13 protein-coding genes and 1 other RNA gene are annotated in these 14,011 nt (G+C 61.4%); 3 read left to right on the plus strand and 11 right to left on the minus strand.

All coding sequences use genetic code 11. The features are described 5' to 3' along the window. Positions 1-53 precede the first annotated feature (53 nt). The 5 genes from NQL71_RS09725 to dnaX form a co-directional block, all read right to left on the minus strand. On the minus strand, positions 54-1,202 hold the full coding sequence (locus NQL71_RS09725) for an acyl-CoA dehydrogenase family protein (protein WP_046819457.1): 1,149 nt from the start codon (positions 1,200-1,202) through the stop codon (positions 54-56). A gap of 194 nt (positions 1,203-1,396) precedes the next feature. Then, a complete protein-coding gene (gene recR / locus NQL71_RS09730) occupies positions 1,397-1,999 on the minus strand; it encodes a recombination mediator RecR (protein WP_046819456.1) in 603 nt (200 codons plus the stop codon). Between the two features lie 62 nt (positions 2,000-2,061). Further along, entirely contained in the window at positions 2,062-3,099 is a 1,038-nt protein-coding gene (curA, locus tag NQL71_RS09735; RefSeq protein ID WP_077183983.1) for an NADPH-dependent curcumin/dihydrocurcumin reductase, read from the minus strand. Positions 3,100-3,286: 187 nt separating this feature from the next. Next, complete coding sequence (locus NQL71_RS09740) at positions 3,287-3,625, minus strand: YbaB/EbfC family nucleoid-associated protein (RefSeq protein WP_007933349.1); 339 nt, start codon at positions 3,623-3,625, stop codon at positions 3,287-3,289. A 66-nt stretch (positions 3,626-3,691) separates the two neighbouring features. Next, positions 3,692-5,761: a DNA polymerase III subunit gamma/tau gene (gene dnaX / locus NQL71_RS09745; RefSeq protein WP_274642573.1), complete on the minus strand. Its 2,070-nt coding sequence runs from the start codon at positions 5,759-5,761 to the stop codon at positions 3,692-3,694. Between the two features lie 123 nt (positions 5,762-5,884). Between dnaX and NQL71_RS09750 the strand changes: the two genes are divergently transcribed. After that, positions 5,885-6,637 (plus strand): substrate-binding periplasmic protein, encoded by a 753-nt coding sequence (locus tag NQL71_RS09750; RefSeq protein WP_046819452.1) that lies wholly within the window; start codon positions 5,885-5,887, stop codon positions 6,635-6,637. Here NQL71_RS09750 and NQL71_RS09755 read toward each other — a convergent pair. Further along, positions 6,604-8,340: a putative bifunctional diguanylate cyclase/phosphodiesterase gene (locus tag NQL71_RS09755; protein ID WP_166619403.1), complete on the minus strand. Its 1,737-nt coding sequence runs from the start codon at positions 8,338-8,340 to the stop codon at positions 6,604-6,606. The genes NQL71_RS09750 and NQL71_RS09755 overlap by 34 nt on opposite strands. Positions 8,341-8,621: 281 nt before the next feature. On the opposite strand from NQL71_RS09755, the gene NQL71_RS09760 reads away from it, so the two are divergent. Beyond that, positions 8,622-8,936, plus strand: coding sequence for a helix-turn-helix domain-containing protein (locus NQL71_RS09760; RefSeq protein WP_046819450.1), 315 nt, complete (start codon positions 8,622-8,624; stop codon positions 8,934-8,936). A gap of 179 nt (positions 8,937-9,115) precedes the next feature. On the opposite strand, the gene ffs is transcribed toward NQL71_RS09760, so the two are convergent. From ffs to NQL71_RS09775, 3 genes are all read right to left on the minus strand, one after another. Further along, positions 9,116-9,212, minus strand: an RNA gene (gene ffs, locus NQL71_RS09765) — signal recognition particle sRNA small type. Between the two features lie 272 nt (positions 9,213-9,484). Continuing rightward, complete coding sequence (locus tag NQL71_RS09770; RefSeq protein WP_274642574.1) at positions 9,485-10,336, minus strand: urea carboxylase-associated family protein; 852 nt, start codon at positions 10,334-10,336, stop codon at positions 9,485-9,487. 15 nt (positions 10,337-10,351) lie between these two features. Then, positions 10,352-11,005, minus strand: coding sequence for a GntR family transcriptional regulator (locus NQL71_RS09775; RefSeq protein WP_077184005.1), 654 nt, complete (start codon positions 11,003-11,005; stop codon positions 10,352-10,354). Between the two features lie 175 nt (positions 11,006-11,180). Between NQL71_RS09775 and NQL71_RS09780 the strand changes: the two genes are divergently transcribed. Continuing rightward, positions 11,181-11,753, plus strand: coding sequence for a TetR/AcrR family transcriptional regulator (locus tag NQL71_RS09780; protein WP_046819447.1), 573 nt, complete (start codon positions 11,181-11,183; stop codon positions 11,751-11,753). Here NQL71_RS09780 and fabF read toward each other — a convergent pair. Next, positions 11,734-13,008, minus strand: a complete 1,275-nt coding sequence (fabF, locus tag NQL71_RS09785) for a beta-ketoacyl-ACP synthase II (RefSeq protein WP_046819446.1) — start codon at positions 13,006-13,008, stop codon at positions 11,734-11,736. The genes NQL71_RS09780 and fabF overlap by 20 nt on opposite strands. A 31-nt stretch (positions 13,009-13,039) precedes the next feature. Further along, entirely contained in the window at positions 13,040-13,834 is a 795-nt protein-coding gene (locus tag NQL71_RS09790; RefSeq protein WP_274642575.1) for an SDR family NAD(P)-dependent oxidoreductase, read from the minus strand. Positions 13,835-14,011 lie beyond the last annotated feature (177 nt).

The raw sequence follows: 14,011 nt of genomic DNA on the forward strand, positions 1-14,011 counted from the left end.
TCTCTGTAGGAGCTGGCTTGCCAGCGAAGGCGTCATCCGCCACACCACAAAGCTTAGAGCCCCATCTGCTTGCTGATGATCTCGTTCATCACTTCCCGCGTCCCCCCGCCAATCGAAAGTATCCGGTTATCCCGATACAACCGCTCCACCAGGCTCTCGCGCATGTAACCCAGGCCACCGAGGATCTGCACGGCATCGTGGGTGATCCGGTCTGCGGTATCCGTGGCAAAATTCTTGGCCATGGAAATTTCCTTGATCACGCTCTTGCCTGCGGCCATCTTCGCCGCCTGCCGGTAGGTGAATTCCCTTGAGACTTCGAGTGCCGTGGCCATCTCCGCCAGGCGATGCTTGATCACCTGGAACTTGCCGATCGGCTTACCAAAGGCTTCACGCTCACGAGCCCACTTGAGGCTCTCCTCCAGGGCAAGCTGGGCGGTCATGTTGGCCATCAATGCCAAGGCCAGGCGTTCGTTCTGGAAATTGCCCATGATGCAGGCGAACCCCATGTTTTCACTGCCGATCAGATTTCCTACAGGCACACGGCACTCATCGAAGAACAGTTCGGCCGTGTCTGACGCCCACCAGCCCATTTTCTTCAATGGCTGTCCGACGGTGAAGCCCGGGGTGCCCTTCTCGATCAACAACAGGCTGATGCCGGCGAAACCTGGCTCGCCGGTGCGCACCGCAACGGTGTAGAAATCCGCCCGGACGCCGCTGGTGATGAAGGTTTTACTGCCGCTGACCCGATAGAAGTCGCCATCACGCACGGCGCGGGTTTGCAGGTTGGCGACGTCGGACCCGCCTCCGGGTTCGGTGACCGCCAGGGCGCTGATTTTCTCGCCGGACAACACCTGTGGCACGACCCGGTCACGAACTTCAGGCCTGGCCCACTTGAGGATTGGCGCAAGGCCGATGTCCAGCGAACCCAGCCCCGCCACCAGGCCACCGGAGCCGCAGCGCATCAGTTCTTCGCTGGCGGCGACCTTGGCGAACACATCGCCCTCGTGGCTGCCGCCCAGGCTTTCTGGATAACCGATGCCAAGGATGCCCGCCGCGCCGGCCTTCAGATAGAGCTCCCGGGGAAAGCTTTCGGCTTCTTCCCACTGGTCGATGTCCGGAAGGATCTCACGCTCGACGAATCGTCTGACGCTGTCGCGGACCATTTGGTGGCTGGGGTCGAAGTATTCCTGAAAGGCAGGCATCGGCGAACTCCACTGAAGGGTTCAACGAAGTTAACCGAGCGCTTGCTTGGTTTTCAACAGGAATGAGTCAATCTGTTGGACCGAGTCGCGGCCTTCGCGAGCAAGCCCGCTCCCACATTAGATCTGCGGCGTGCACAAAACCAATGTGGGAGCGGGCTTGCTCGCGAAGGCGTCATTAAAAAACACCCTATAACTTAGAGGGAGATCGGCTTACGCCCCGCAAACGAATGCGCCAGTGTCCCGCCATCCACCAATTCCAGCTCGCCCCCCAACGGCACGCCATGGGCGATGCGCGAAGCGACCAGGCCTTTGCTGCTGAGCAATTGGGCGATGTAGTGCGCGGTAGCTTCACCTTCCACCGTCGGGTTGGTGGCCAGGATGACTTCGGTGAAGGTGCCCGCCTCCTCGATCCGTGCCATCAACTGCGGAATGCCAATGGCGTCCGGCCCCAGCCCGTCAAGCGGCGACAGGTGCCCCTTGAGCACGAAGTAGCGGCCACGGAAACCGGTCTGCTCCACGGCGTAGACATCCATCGGCCCTTCCACCACGCAGAGCAAAGTGTCGTCGCGGCGGGTGTCGGCGCATTGCGGGCAGAGGTCGTCTTCGGTCAGCGTGCGGCACAGGCGGCAGTGACCGACCCCGTCCATGGCCTGGCTCAGGGCCAGCGCCAGGCGCGAGCCGCCACTGCGATCACGCTCGAGCAATTGCAACGCCATGCGCTGGGCGGTTTTCTGACCCACACCTGGCAAAACTCGCAAGGCGTCGATCAGTTGGCGAATCAAAGGGCTGAAGCTCATGGGGAAAAGTCCGACGAAAACAACGAGACGCGGTTTATACCCGCGCCTCTGGTAAGCGTCAATTATTGCGCTGGCGCGACCCGTACCACCAACTTGCCGAAGTTGCGGCCTTCGAGCAGGCCGATGAACGCATCAGGCGCATTCTCCAGGCCATCGACCACGTCTTCGCGAAACTTCACCTTGCCATCGCGCACCCATGGCGCCATCGCGCTGATGAACTCCGGCTGACGGTCACCGTAGTCGTCGAACACGATGAAGCCCTGGATGCGTACGCGCTTGGTCAACAGCGTGCGCTGCAACAGCGGCAGGCGATCCGGGCCGCTTGGCGCTTCGCTGGCGTTGTAGGAAGCAATCAGGCCGCAGAGCGGAATCCGTGCCTTGGGGTTGAGCAACGGCACCACGGCGTCGAACACCTTGCCACCGACGTTCTCGTAATAGATATCGATGCCCTTGGGGCACGCCTGCGCCAGCTCATCGGTGAAGTCGGGGCTCTTGTGGTCGACGCAGGCATCGAAGCCCAGCTCTTCGACCACGTAACGGCACTTGTCCGCGCCACCGGCCACACCGACCACGCGCAGGCCCTTGATCTTCGCCACCTGGCCCACCACCGAGCCCACGGCGCCAGAAGCCGCCGCGACCACCAGGGTCTCGCCTTCCTTTGGCTGGCCGATGTCCATCAGGCCCATGTAGGCGGTCATGCCCGGCATGCCCAGCACGCCCAGGGCCATGGAGGGGCTGGGCAGCCCCGAAGGTATCGGGATGATGCTGCGGCCGTCGTTGATGCTGTGGCTCTGCCACCCCGTGGCGCCGACCACCAGATCGCCTTCATGGAATTTGGGATGGCGCGAACGCTCGACCCGGCTGACCGCGCCGCCGGTCATCACCTCGCCGATTTCCACCGGCGCGGCGTAGGACGGCGCATCACTCATGCGCCCGCGCATGTAGGGATCCAGCGACAGGTAAAGGGTCTTGAGCAGCACCTGCCCCTCTTCCAGATCAGGGAGCGCCACCCGCTCCATGCGGAAGTTTTCCGGCGTTGGCGCGCCGACCGGGCGCGAGGCCAGGACGATTCGTTGGTTGAGGGTCATGGGGTCGGACATGGCAGAGTCTCCTTTGATCGATGAATTCAGCGGTATAGGGAGCAGACCGTTGGGGCGGGGTCGCGTTCGATGTTTCTGTCTCGCCCTGATCGCCACGCGCTGCGTGGGAACGATCAGACTCGGCCAAAAAAAATGCCAGGCGCGATGCCTGGCATTTTTTGTAGCTCATCCGACGCCTGATGGCGAATCAGAATGGCAGTTTCATGCCCGGTGGCAGTTGCATGCCTGCGGTCATGCTGCCCATTTTATCCTGGCTGTTGGCTTCGATCTTGCGCACGGCGTCGTTAACGGCCGCAGCGAACACCGCCTCGAGCATTTCCTTGTCATCTTCGCTCAGGCCTTCGACCAGGCTTGGGTCGATGGTCACGCGCTTGACGTCGTGACGACCGGTCATCACCACGGTGACCATGTCGCCACCGGCTTTACCGGTGACTTCGGCGTTGGCCAGCTCTTCCTGCATCTTGGCCATTTTTTCCTGCATCTGCTGCGCCTGCTTCATCAGGCCGGCCATGCCACCTTTCATCATGGGAATCACCTCAAAAGTACTTGGATTAAACGGCGCCCGGCCCGCTCGGGCGAACGCCTTCAGTTATTAGCCCTGACTGACCAGGGCCTCGACAGGTTCAATAGTATCGTTACGGATGACCGCACCGAACTGCTGCATCATTTGCTGGATGAACGGATCACCGTGGATCGACTCCTCGGCCTCGCGCTGACGGTCGGCACGGCGGCGCGAGGCCGCCTGGGCCGGGGTTTCCTGCTCAGGCTTGATCAGCTCCATGGTCAGGGTCAGGGTCCGCCCGTGATACTGGTTCAACGCTTCGTTGAGACGCCGCTGTTGAGTGGCGTTGAACAGGGCGCTGTGGGCCGGGTCCAGGTGCAGCAACCAGTTGTCGCCCTCGACGGCGATCAGCGTGCAGTTGGCGGCGATGCTGCCGGTCATGCCGGAGATCGGCAGATTCGGGAACAACTCCAGCCATTGCAGGGCCAGGCCGGTGGCAGGTGCCGCGGCAGGCTCAGGCTCCGGCTCTGCGGCCGGCTCGGCGGCGTGCTCGCTGGCCAACTCGTCGAGGTAGCTGTAGGCCGAGTCCATGTCAGGCTCGATGTAATCTTCGTCCAACGGTGGCTCGTCATCCAGGTCCATGCCCGGCGTACCGGCATCGACTTCGGCCACCGTCGGTTCAGGAATCGGCGCGGCAGCCCACTCCGGCGCGTCCGGCACCACGCTGTCCGGCGTCGGCAACGGCATCGGCGGCAACTCGGGCTGCTCGCTGGCGGTTTCCAGCACCGGCTCGACGGCGGGCTGCTGAACGACTTCAGGCTCGACCGGATCATTCCACGGCAGGTCGACCACTGCTTCGACCACGACCGCCTCGACGACCGGCTCCGGCATCGGCTCGGGTTCCGGCTCGGGCACAACGACAGGAGCCGCTGGCGCAGGTGCCGGAGCCTGCGCCGTAACGGGCGCAGCGGCTACTGACGCAACGACCGGCGTGGCAGCCACTGGTTTGGCGGAATCAACCGTGGCCTGGCTGATCCCCACTGGCTTTAGCGGTTGCCTCGGCGCCTCCGCGGTGTCGGCAGGCCGGAAAGCCAGCATGCGCAACAGCACCATTTCAAAGCCGCCACGAGGGTCCGGCGCCAGTGGCAGGTCGCGGCGGCCAATCAGCCCCATCTGGTAATAGAACTGCACGTCTTCGGCCGGCAGGGCCTGGGCCAGGGCCAAGACCCGGTCGCGGTCGCCATGACCGTTGTCGACGCCCTCAGGCAAGGCCTGGGCAATGGCGACACGGTGCAGCACGTTGAGGATTTCCGAGAGCACGCCGTTCCAGTCCGGGCCCTGTTCGGCCAGGTGGCGGACCGCTTCGAGCAGGGCCTTGGCGTCGCCTTCGATCAGCGCATGCAGCACGTCATAGACCTGACCGTGATCGAGGGTGCCGAGCATCGCCCGCACGTCAGCGGCCATGACCTTGCCCTCACCGAAGGCGATCGCCTGGTCGGTGAGGCTCATGGCATCGCGCATCGAACCGTCGGCGGCGCGACCGAGCAACCACAGCGCGTCGTCTTCGAACGGCACGTTCTCCACGCTCAGCACGTGGCTCAAATGCTCGACCACCCGCTCCGGGGTCATGTTCTTCAGGGAGAACTGCAGGCAACGCGAGAGTATCGTTGCAGGAAGTTTCTGCGGGTCGGTGGTGGCCAGGATGAACTTGACGTAGGGTGGCGGCTCTTCGAGGGTTTTCAACAGCGCATTGAAGGAATGGCTGGAAAGCATGTGCACTTCGTCGATCAGGTAGACCTTGAAGCGCCCACGGCTGGGGGCGTACTGCACGTTATCGAGCAGCTCGCGGGTGTCCTCGACCTTGGTGCGGCTGGCGGCGTCGATCTCGATCAGGTCGACGAAGCGGCCTTCATCGATCTCGCGGCACACCGAACACTCGCCACAGGGCGTTGAAGTAATACCTGTTTCACAGTTCAGGCATTTGGCGATGATCCGCGCAATGGTGGTCTTGCCGACCCCGCGCGTACCGGTAAACAGGTACGCATGGTGCAGCCGCTGGCTGTCCAAGGCATTGATCAGAGCCTTGAGCACATGGGTCTGGCCGACCATTTCGCGGAACGAGCGCGGACGCCATTTACGTGCAAGAACCTGATAACTCATCGAAAACCGTCGCAGCGAAGGAAGCAGAAGCGGCTAATGCTAGCGGAGCAAGGCACAAATTGCATCCGGTGCGCTCGTCTAATCTGGCTAAGCTGCACTTTGGCAGGATTTATCGGAGCGTTTATGCGGCTGGCCTTGGGGGCACTGCTGTTGATCAGCCTGGACGGGGCGGCCGCTGACGCGCCGTTGCGCTTCGTTATACCTGACAGTTGGGCCATGCCGATGGTGCAACTCGAACGTGGGCGGCCGACCCAGGGCATCCTGTATGACGTGATGCTCAGCCTCGCCACCCAGGTCGGTGTACCGGCGCAGTTTCACGTCTTGCCCCGCGGCCGGGTGCAGAACGCTATGGAGCATGGTGAGGTCGACATTCGCTGCTACGCCGCGCAGTCATGGACGCCGAACCAGTCCGGCGACTATATCTGGAGCATTCCGCTCTGGACTCAACCCGACCTGCTGGTCAGCCTGCCTGGCGCCACGACGTCAGTGACCCCGACCCAATTGGCGCATCAATCGATCGGCACGGTCCTCGGCTACAGCTACCCGACCCTGCAACCGCTGTTCGACGCCAACCGGCTGCATCGCGACGATGCCCGCAACCAGGAACAGGTGCTGGAAAAGCTGCAGGCCGGACGCAACCGTTATGCGGTCAGCAACCAATGGACCCTGGACTGGTTCAACCAGCGATTGCTACCGCAGCAGCAACTGCAAAGCGTGGCTCTCTTGCAGGAGCAAAAGGTCGGCTGTTATGTGCGCAACGATCCCAAGGTGCCGGTGCAGCGCATCCTGCGCACGTTGCTACGCATGAAGATGTCAGGGGAGATCGATGACATCATTCGGCTCTACATTGGCGACAAGGCTGAAGCCGCGCCGTGACCGCAGGCGGTCGCATCCGCCACCCGCCATTGCGCTGGCGTGACAAAACCCGCGACCCAGCCCGGCACGTCGACAGCGGGCATCGGCTGCGCGATGAAACTCCCCTGGGCCACCTCGCAGCCCAGGCGCAACAGCAACTTGCCGTGCTCGATACTTTCCACCCCCTCGGCGATCACCTGGCGGCCAAATGCCCGGGCCAGACCGATCACAGCAGTGGTCAACGCCAGGTCATCGCCGTCGTGAAGAATGTCGCGCACAAAGGACTTGTCGATCTTGATGGTCTGGGTGCGCAGGCGTTTGAGGTAACTCAGGGATGAGTAACCGGTGCCAAAATCCCCCAGGGAAAACTGCACCCCCAGCGCCTGGCAGGCCTGCAGGCACGCACTGACATGCTGGATGTTCTCGATCGCCACCGACTCGACGATCTCCAGGTCAAGGCGCTGCGGTGCGACCCGCTCGTGCCGCGCCAACAGGTTCTTGAGCCGCTCGACGAAATCCGCCCGCTGAAAATGCCGCGCCGCAATATTGATGCTCACCGGCCAGTCATGGCCGGCTTGCTGCCAATGATCGAGTTGGGCCAACACTCGGTCCAGTACCCATTCACCGATATCGATGATCAGGTCTGTTTCTTCCACCTGGGGCAAAAAATCCCGCGCGGGGACCAGGCCGTTTTGCGGGTGCTCCCAGCGCAGTGCGGCCTCCAAGCCGACGACCCGGCCGTGGCGCATGTCGACCCTGGGCTGGTAATGCACGCGCAATTCGCCGGTCACCAGCGCCTGGCGTACCCGCTCGACCGTCTCATGGGTGGCCTGGACTTGGCGGTCGCGGATCACGTCGAACAAATGAAAGCGCTTGCGACCGCTCTGCTTGGCCACATACATGGCCTGATCGGCATGCCGCAGCAGGGTTCCGGCATCTTCGTCATCGTCAGGAAACAGCGTGACGCCAATGCTGGCAAACACGTTGATGTCCTTACCGTGCAGCGAATACGGCACCGATATGGCCCCCAGCACCCGGCTCAGCGTGGCCCGCAATTGCGGCAGGTCTTGCACATGACGCAATACCAGAACGAACTCATCGCCGGCCAGCCGCGCGACCACGTCCTCGCCACGCACAATGTTGCGCAGGCGCTTGGCCACCTCCACCAGTAAAAGATCGCCAGTGGCATGACCGTAGCCATCATTGACCGCCTTGAAGCCGTCGAGGTCGAGCATGCAAACCGCCAGCGGTATGCTCTCCTGCCGGGAGAACTCCAGCGCCTGGTCCAGCAGATCCGAGAGAAAGGCACGATTGGGTAGCCCGGTGAGCACGTCATGGCCGACCCGCCATTGCAGGGAATGCAGGAGCTGACGTTTTTCACTGATGTCGAAACGAATCGACAGGTACCGCTCGACCCGCCCGGTGGCCGTATCGATCACCGGCACCATGGTGCTTTCGACCCAATACAGGCTGCCATCCTTGGCACGGTTGCAGATCTCGCCCTTCCAGATATGACCCAGGGCGATGGTGCGCCACATCTCGACGAAGAATTCAGTGGCGTGCATGCCAGAGTTGAGCATGCGATGGTTTTGCCCAAGCAACTCCTCACGGCTGTAGCCGGACACCGCGCAAAACTGGTCATTGACGTGAGTGATCCGGCCGCTCAGATCAGTCTCGGAAAAAATCGCGGCGGCATCCACCGCCCTGCGGTACTTCTCATCCATGAGTCAGGCTCGCTGTCGCTGGCGGTGGAACCCGTTCAAGGCAGCAACACCGATGCTGGTAATATTCTGCAAGGCTTCAAGTAGTTCTCGCCACCTTGCGTGAACGCGCAATAGTGGCTTTTTCATATCGTTCCATAATCTGAAACAAGCTCACTCAATGTCGCGCTTGACCGGCAATTCTACGAAATGCATCACATTTTGCAAAGCGAGGTGATGGATCATGCAGTTGTCTAATGCCAAAATCTGTCGTTAAGTTCTTGATTCTAAATGGGAATTGAGCGATGCACATTTCAAGTTTGGGTCCAGCCATCCGGCGGTACCGCAAGGTCGCGGGGCTTACTCAGGCTGAACTAGGCGAAAAAACCGGTTTTGACCCCAAAACCATCAGCCGCTTCGAAACCGGCACCTATACCCCCAGCGTGGACGCACTGTTCATGTTTGCCAATGTGCTGGGGGTGAAGCTGAAAGCCTTCTTCGCCGACCTGGGCGATGAGGATGAACAGCGGGCGTATCTATTCGATGTCATACATAAAGCCCCCCCAAAGGATCTGGGAAAGCTGATTGCAGCGGTTGACCAGGCCTTGTCCAAGCCTTAGAGCCAGTAAAGAAAAAAGGAGACCGGCGTGTCGCGCTCGACAGGTCGCCCTCCTTTTTCATGTCGCCGGTAAATCGCGGACGACAAGAAACCGCGATGGGCAGATGCCATGGCAGCAAATGAAAAATGGTTTATGGCAGATGACGCGAGAGAGGGTCTCGCGGTTCGTTAAGGTGGTAACCCCACCAGCCACACCCCGGCACACAATGTCACCGCTGCGGCTGCTCCCTTCCAGGCCTGACCGGGTTCACGGCTGATCGTTGCGGGGGGACCGATGGGGTCACCATAACGACGCTCACCTGACGGCGAGCCGCGCCATTGTACCTATCTGAGACGAAGTTACAACCGTTCGAGCGGATTAAAAAATATGAGCTGCTTCAAGGACATGCAATGGGCTTGAAAATCTCGTAGTGGGTTGGCCGGCGGACCTGATCGTGATCTGTACGCATCCCCCTGTAGGAGCTGGCTTGCCAGCGAAGGTCGTCAACGATAACGCGTGTTAACTGGTTCACCGCACCGCTCTTGCGTTATTCGCCGGCAAGCCAGCGCCTACATTTCCCAATCCGCCTTGGCAATCTGCAACCCATGCAACCCCTTGTACGACGCTCGCTCTGGCTGACTCCAGCCTTCGAGCAACGCATCGTCCAGTCGATAGACCTCCACCCCCAGCGGCCTACACACGCTCAGCGGGTCCTGGGCATCCGGCCCCCACATGGCCAGCGACAGATCACCACCCGGGCAGGTCGACAAGGCACAGAGCAAATCAATCTCGGCGAAGAACTCCAGGTAATCGCCCTTCTGCGCCGGACAGGCCTTCATGAAGTACATGTCGTCATGATTGAGCCCCGTGCACTGGAAAATGTTCAGCACGTCATGCACGTCGAATTCAGTCAAGCCGTGGGGCAGTACCGCGCGGGTCAGGTTGGAATGACAGTGATGATGGAAGTCCTCGCCGGTGAGCATTTTGTTCACATAGGGATCACAGCGGGTACCCAGCAAGTCGTGCAGGCGCCCGCCATGCTCATCGATACCGTACGCGGCGAGGCTGTCATCGGTAATGGTCACCAGCGGCCGCAAAAAAGGCAGATTCGACCAGAGTCGGTCGTGGGTGCTGACATGCGCGCCCTGCAATTGCCGGGTCCGCGCTGCCCACAAGCGTTCGCGCGGATCGTTGGCATTCCAGACATTGAAATCCCCCACTTGCGGCCCGACCGGCGTGGTGATGCGAAACACATGCCCAGCCGGGACCTTCCAGGCACGGCCGGTGCGAATCGGCACTTCGAACGACTCGATCAGGGTGCGCCCGTCCTTCGCGTCGCGAACCCGCTCGTAGAAGGCCTTGTCCACCTGCAAGGCCGAGCCTTTGCTGACTTGATAGGCCGCCGGATAGTCTTTGTACATGGCACAGTTCCTCAATCAGTGATGGGAAGCAGGGGCAAGCATTTGCAACAGCAAGTGTTCGGAATCGTCGAGATACAGGTTCATGGCCTCTGCGGCCCCACGCCGGTCACCCTCAGCGAGCAACTCATGGATCTGCCGATCGCGAGCCAGCCAGGGCGCCTGGAAACGTGATTCATCGGGGGCGGTGCAGAACACCAGGCGCAACTGCGCGACGACGTTGGTGAAGAACTCGTCAAACAACGTACTGTGTAACAGCCCGACGATATGCTGGTGAAAGGCCAGGCCATGGGTGCCGACGGCGCGCCAGTCCTCGCGCTCCCGGGCCAACTCGGCGGCCTCCAGGGCCTGGCGCATGCGGTCGGACTGGCACTCGCGCAGGGGCCGAGCGGTACTGATAGCCTGCAACTCGAGCGTGCGGCGAACCTGGAACAGGTCTCGCACATCCTCGATCCCCAACCGGCGAACCATCACTCCCTTGTTGCGCACATAGCGGGTCAGCCCCTCCTGCCCCAAGCGATGCAGGGCCTCGCGAATGGTGTTGCGCGAAGCGTTGTAGGCGGTCACCAGATCGCTTTCCACCAAGGCCATGCCCGGCAGCAAGCGCCCACCAATGATGTCGCCTCGTAACTCCAGAGTGATCTGATCGGCCAGTGACAGTCCGCTGCTCATGCCTCATTACCTCGGATTGTTCAACAATCGGTAAAGAATGAGTAATCACTATTCGTGCCATATTTCATTGGCGTTTGGATCAAGTTCGACGCATCTGCATGCTTTTTAGAAATAGAAGTACAGTCACCATCCAATTTTCATTGGTTAATATGGCGCATTGATGTGGAGATATCAGATGCGTTACTCGCAGGACCATAAAGCCCAGACCAACAAACGCATCATCAAGGAAGCTTCCGTGCGCTTTCGCCGAGACGGCATTGGTGCGACCGGCCTGCAGCCCCTGATGAAAGCGCTGGGCTTGACCCACGGAGGCTTTTACTCACACTTCAAGTCCAAGGATGAACTGGTGGAAAAAGCGTTACAGGCCGCCGGGGATGAAGTGGACGTCCGATGCGCCGAGCTGTTCGCCCAGGACCGTCCGCTGGAGGCGTTCATCAATGCCTATCTGTCCGAATGGCACCAGACTTCGCCCCACGAAGGCTGCCCGCTGCCGACCATGTCGTCGGAACTCGGCCTGCGCGGCCAGCCGAGCCCGACTTCAGACGCGGTACTCCAGGCACGACTGCGCCAGATTCAAGGCACGCTCGAGGGTGAAAACACCGAGCACCGCAGCATCGTCATCATGTCCACACTGATCGGCGCGCTGTTGCTATCGCGCAGCGTCGAGAACCCCGAACTGGCCGCCGAGATTCTCGAGGTGACACGCACCTGGCTCAATCTGTCCGGGACTAGCCAACCCAGCGCTTGAACAGCACGCTGGCGTTGACCCCGCCAAACCCGAAACCGTTGGACAGCGCGTACTCGATCGCCATCGGTCGAGCCTGGCCATGGACAATGTCCACGCCCTCGGAAGCCGGGTCCGGGTTATCGAAATTGAGGGTCGCCGGCACGATCTGATCGCGGATCGCCAGCAGCGTGAAAATGGCTTCGATGCCACCGGCGGCACCGAGCAAGTGCCCGGTGGCCGATTTGGTCGATGTCACCGCAATGCCGTTGTTCGCACCGAACAGTGCCTTGATGGCAGCCAACTCACCCAGGTCGCCCACTGGCGTCGAAGTAGCGTGCGCATTCAGGTGCTGAACCTGCTCCGGCGAGATTCCTGCCTGCGCCAATGCCAATGACATGGCGCGACGAGCGCCACTGCCATCCTCAGGCCCCGCGGTCAGGTGATAGGCGTCAGCACTGGTGCCATAGCCGACCACTTCTGCCAGGGGCTGAGCGCCCCGGGCCAAGGCATGTTCCAGGGACTCAACCACCAGCAGGCCCGAACCCTCGCCCATGACAAAGCCATCGCGGTCCCGATCGAACGGTCGCGAGGCGCGCTCCGGGGTGTCGTTGAACGCGCTGGACAAGGCACGCGCCGCCGCAAAGCCGGCCAGGCTGACCCGATCGATCGCCGCCTCCGCCCCGCCACACACCGCAATATCCGCCTCGCCGCAACGAATCAGCCGCACCGCATCGCCAATGGCCTGGACGCCGGCCGCACAGGCCGTGACCGGCGCACCCAGCGGGCCCTTGAACCCATGCTGGATCGACACATGACCCGCCGCCAGGTTGACCAGGAACGAAGGAATGGTGAACGGCGACAAACGTCGCGGCCCGCGGCTGTCCGTGGTGCGCACCGCATCGGCAATCGCGCCGAAACCACCGACGCCGGAACCGATGATGGTGGCCGTGCGCTCCTGGGCCTCGACGGTTTGCGCCTGCCAACCCGCTTGCTCGATAGCCTGGCGCGCCGCCTCCATGGCAAACAGGATGAACCGATCCATCTTCTTCTGTTCTTTGGGCGCAGTAGCCCGATCAGGGTCGAAACCCGCCTCAGGATCCTCTGCCAGCGTCGGCACGGCCCCGCCGACACTGGTCGGCAGATCCGCCACCACCTCGGCTGGCAAGTTGCGCAGCCCTGAACGCCCGGCCAACAGCCGCGCCCAGACCGCTTCGACGCCGCTACCCAGGGGAGACACCAGCCCCATGCCTGTCACTACCACTCGACGATCACTCATACCGCAACCACCTCATACCGGTTCGCCCGCGTCATTTGTAACGCGCGGCAGCCTTGCTTTTGGAAAGGTTAGGCGCCATGACGAGACGCGCCGCCACAAATGCATCCCAGTCGCCCGCATTCGGCAAGGAAGGAATGGTCACCAACTCACCCTGATCCAGACCCGCGAGGGCCGCATCGACCATCTCCCCCGCCTCCATGACCATCTCCGCCGGAATCTGCGAAGCGTCGATACCCGAACGCTCCCAGATCTCAGTGCGCGTCACCCCTGGCAACACAGCCTGGACCTTGACGCCGGTGCCGTCGAGCTCGGCGTTCAACGACTGGGTCAGACTCAACACATACGCCTTGCTCGCGCTGTACGTCGCATTAAAACGCTCGGGAAACAACGCCACCACGGATGCAATGTTGATGATCGTACCCCGCCCCGCCTTGGCAAAACCCGCCGCCGCAGCCGACGCCAGACGCGTGACCGCCGTGATATTCAATTGAATCATACGCTCCAGCTGGTCCAGATCGGCATTGGCCAACAACCCATCCGCCGCCACTCCCGCATTGTTCAACAACAGGCTGATGCTCGAATCACTGCGCAAACGCTGCTCAAGCTTCAGCACGTCATCCCTCTGCGTCAAATCCGCCTTGAGCACCTCGACCTGCACACCATGGGCATCACGCAACGCGCTCGCCGCCGCTTCAAGCCGCTCCAGATCACGAGCGACCAACAACAAATCAAAACCACGCGCCGCCAGGCGCTGCGCGTAGATAGCGCCGATACCGGATGAGGCGCCGGTGACGAGGGCGGTGCCTTGGGACTGAAGGGGAGTCATGTGGTTGCTCCTTGGAAATGCCAGAGGAATGGATAGATAGGCGCCAGATCTCAGCGCGTTTGAGCGGACAGGTTATTTATTATATGCATAATTTATTCGCAGTATGATAGCCGTAATTTTTTAAACGCTGACGAATGGCAAAACCTTGCAGCAATCGCCAGAAAGCAAAAAGGCCGG

It is taken from the genome of Pseudomonas serbica (genome assembly GCF_028823535.1).
Classification (GTDB): Bacteria; Pseudomonadota; Gammaproteobacteria; order Pseudomonadales; family Pseudomonadaceae; genus Aquipseudomonas; species Aquipseudomonas serbica.

Excerpts from the sequence above, each read along its gene's own strand:
- NQL71_RS09725 (WP_046819457.1), bottom strand. The coding sequence starts at position 1,202 with ATGCCTGCCTTTCAGGAATACTTCGACCCCAGCCACCAAATGGTCCGC.
- recR (WP_046819456.1), bottom strand. The coding sequence starts at position 1,999 with ATGAGCTTCAGCCCTTTGATTCGCCAACTGATCGACGCCTTGCGAGTT.
- curA (WP_077183983.1), bottom strand. The coding sequence starts at position 3,099 with ATGTCCGACCCCATGACCCTCAACCAACGAATCGTCCTGGCCTCGCGC.
- NQL71_RS09740 (WP_007933349.1), bottom strand. The coding sequence starts at position 3,625 with ATGATGAAAGGTGGCATGGCCGGCCTGATGAAGCAGGCGCAGCAGATG.
- dnaX (WP_274642573.1), bottom strand. The coding sequence starts at position 5,761 with ATGAGTTATCAGGTTCTTGCACGTAAATGGCGTCCGCGCTCGTTCCGC.
- NQL71_RS09750 (WP_046819452.1), top strand. The coding sequence starts at position 5,885 with ATGCGGCTGGCCTTGGGGGCACTGCTGTTGATCAGCCTGGACGGGGCG.
- NQL71_RS09755 (WP_166619403.1), bottom strand. The coding sequence starts at position 8,340 with ATGGATGAGAAGTACCGCAGGGCGGTGGATGCCGCCGCGATTTTTTCC.
- NQL71_RS09760 (WP_046819450.1), top strand. The coding sequence starts at position 8,622 with ATGCACATTTCAAGTTTGGGTCCAGCCATCCGGCGGTACCGCAAGGTC.
- NQL71_RS09770 (WP_274642574.1), bottom strand. The coding sequence starts at position 10,336 with ATGTACAAAGACTATCCGGCGGCCTATCAAGTCAGCAAAGGCTCGGCC.
- NQL71_RS09775 (WP_077184005.1), bottom strand. The coding sequence starts at position 11,005 with ATGAGCAGCGGACTGTCACTGGCCGATCAGATCACTCTGGAGTTACGA.
- NQL71_RS09780 (WP_046819447.1), top strand. The coding sequence starts at position 11,181 with ATGCGTTACTCGCAGGACCATAAAGCCCAGACCAACAAACGCATCATC.
- fabF (WP_046819446.1), bottom strand. The coding sequence starts at position 13,008 with ATGAGTGATCGTCGAGTGGTAGTGACAGGCATGGGGCTGGTGTCTCCC.
- NQL71_RS09790 (WP_274642575.1), bottom strand. The coding sequence starts at position 13,834 with ATGACTCCCCTTCAGTCCCAAGGCACCGCCCTCGTCACCGGCGCCTCA.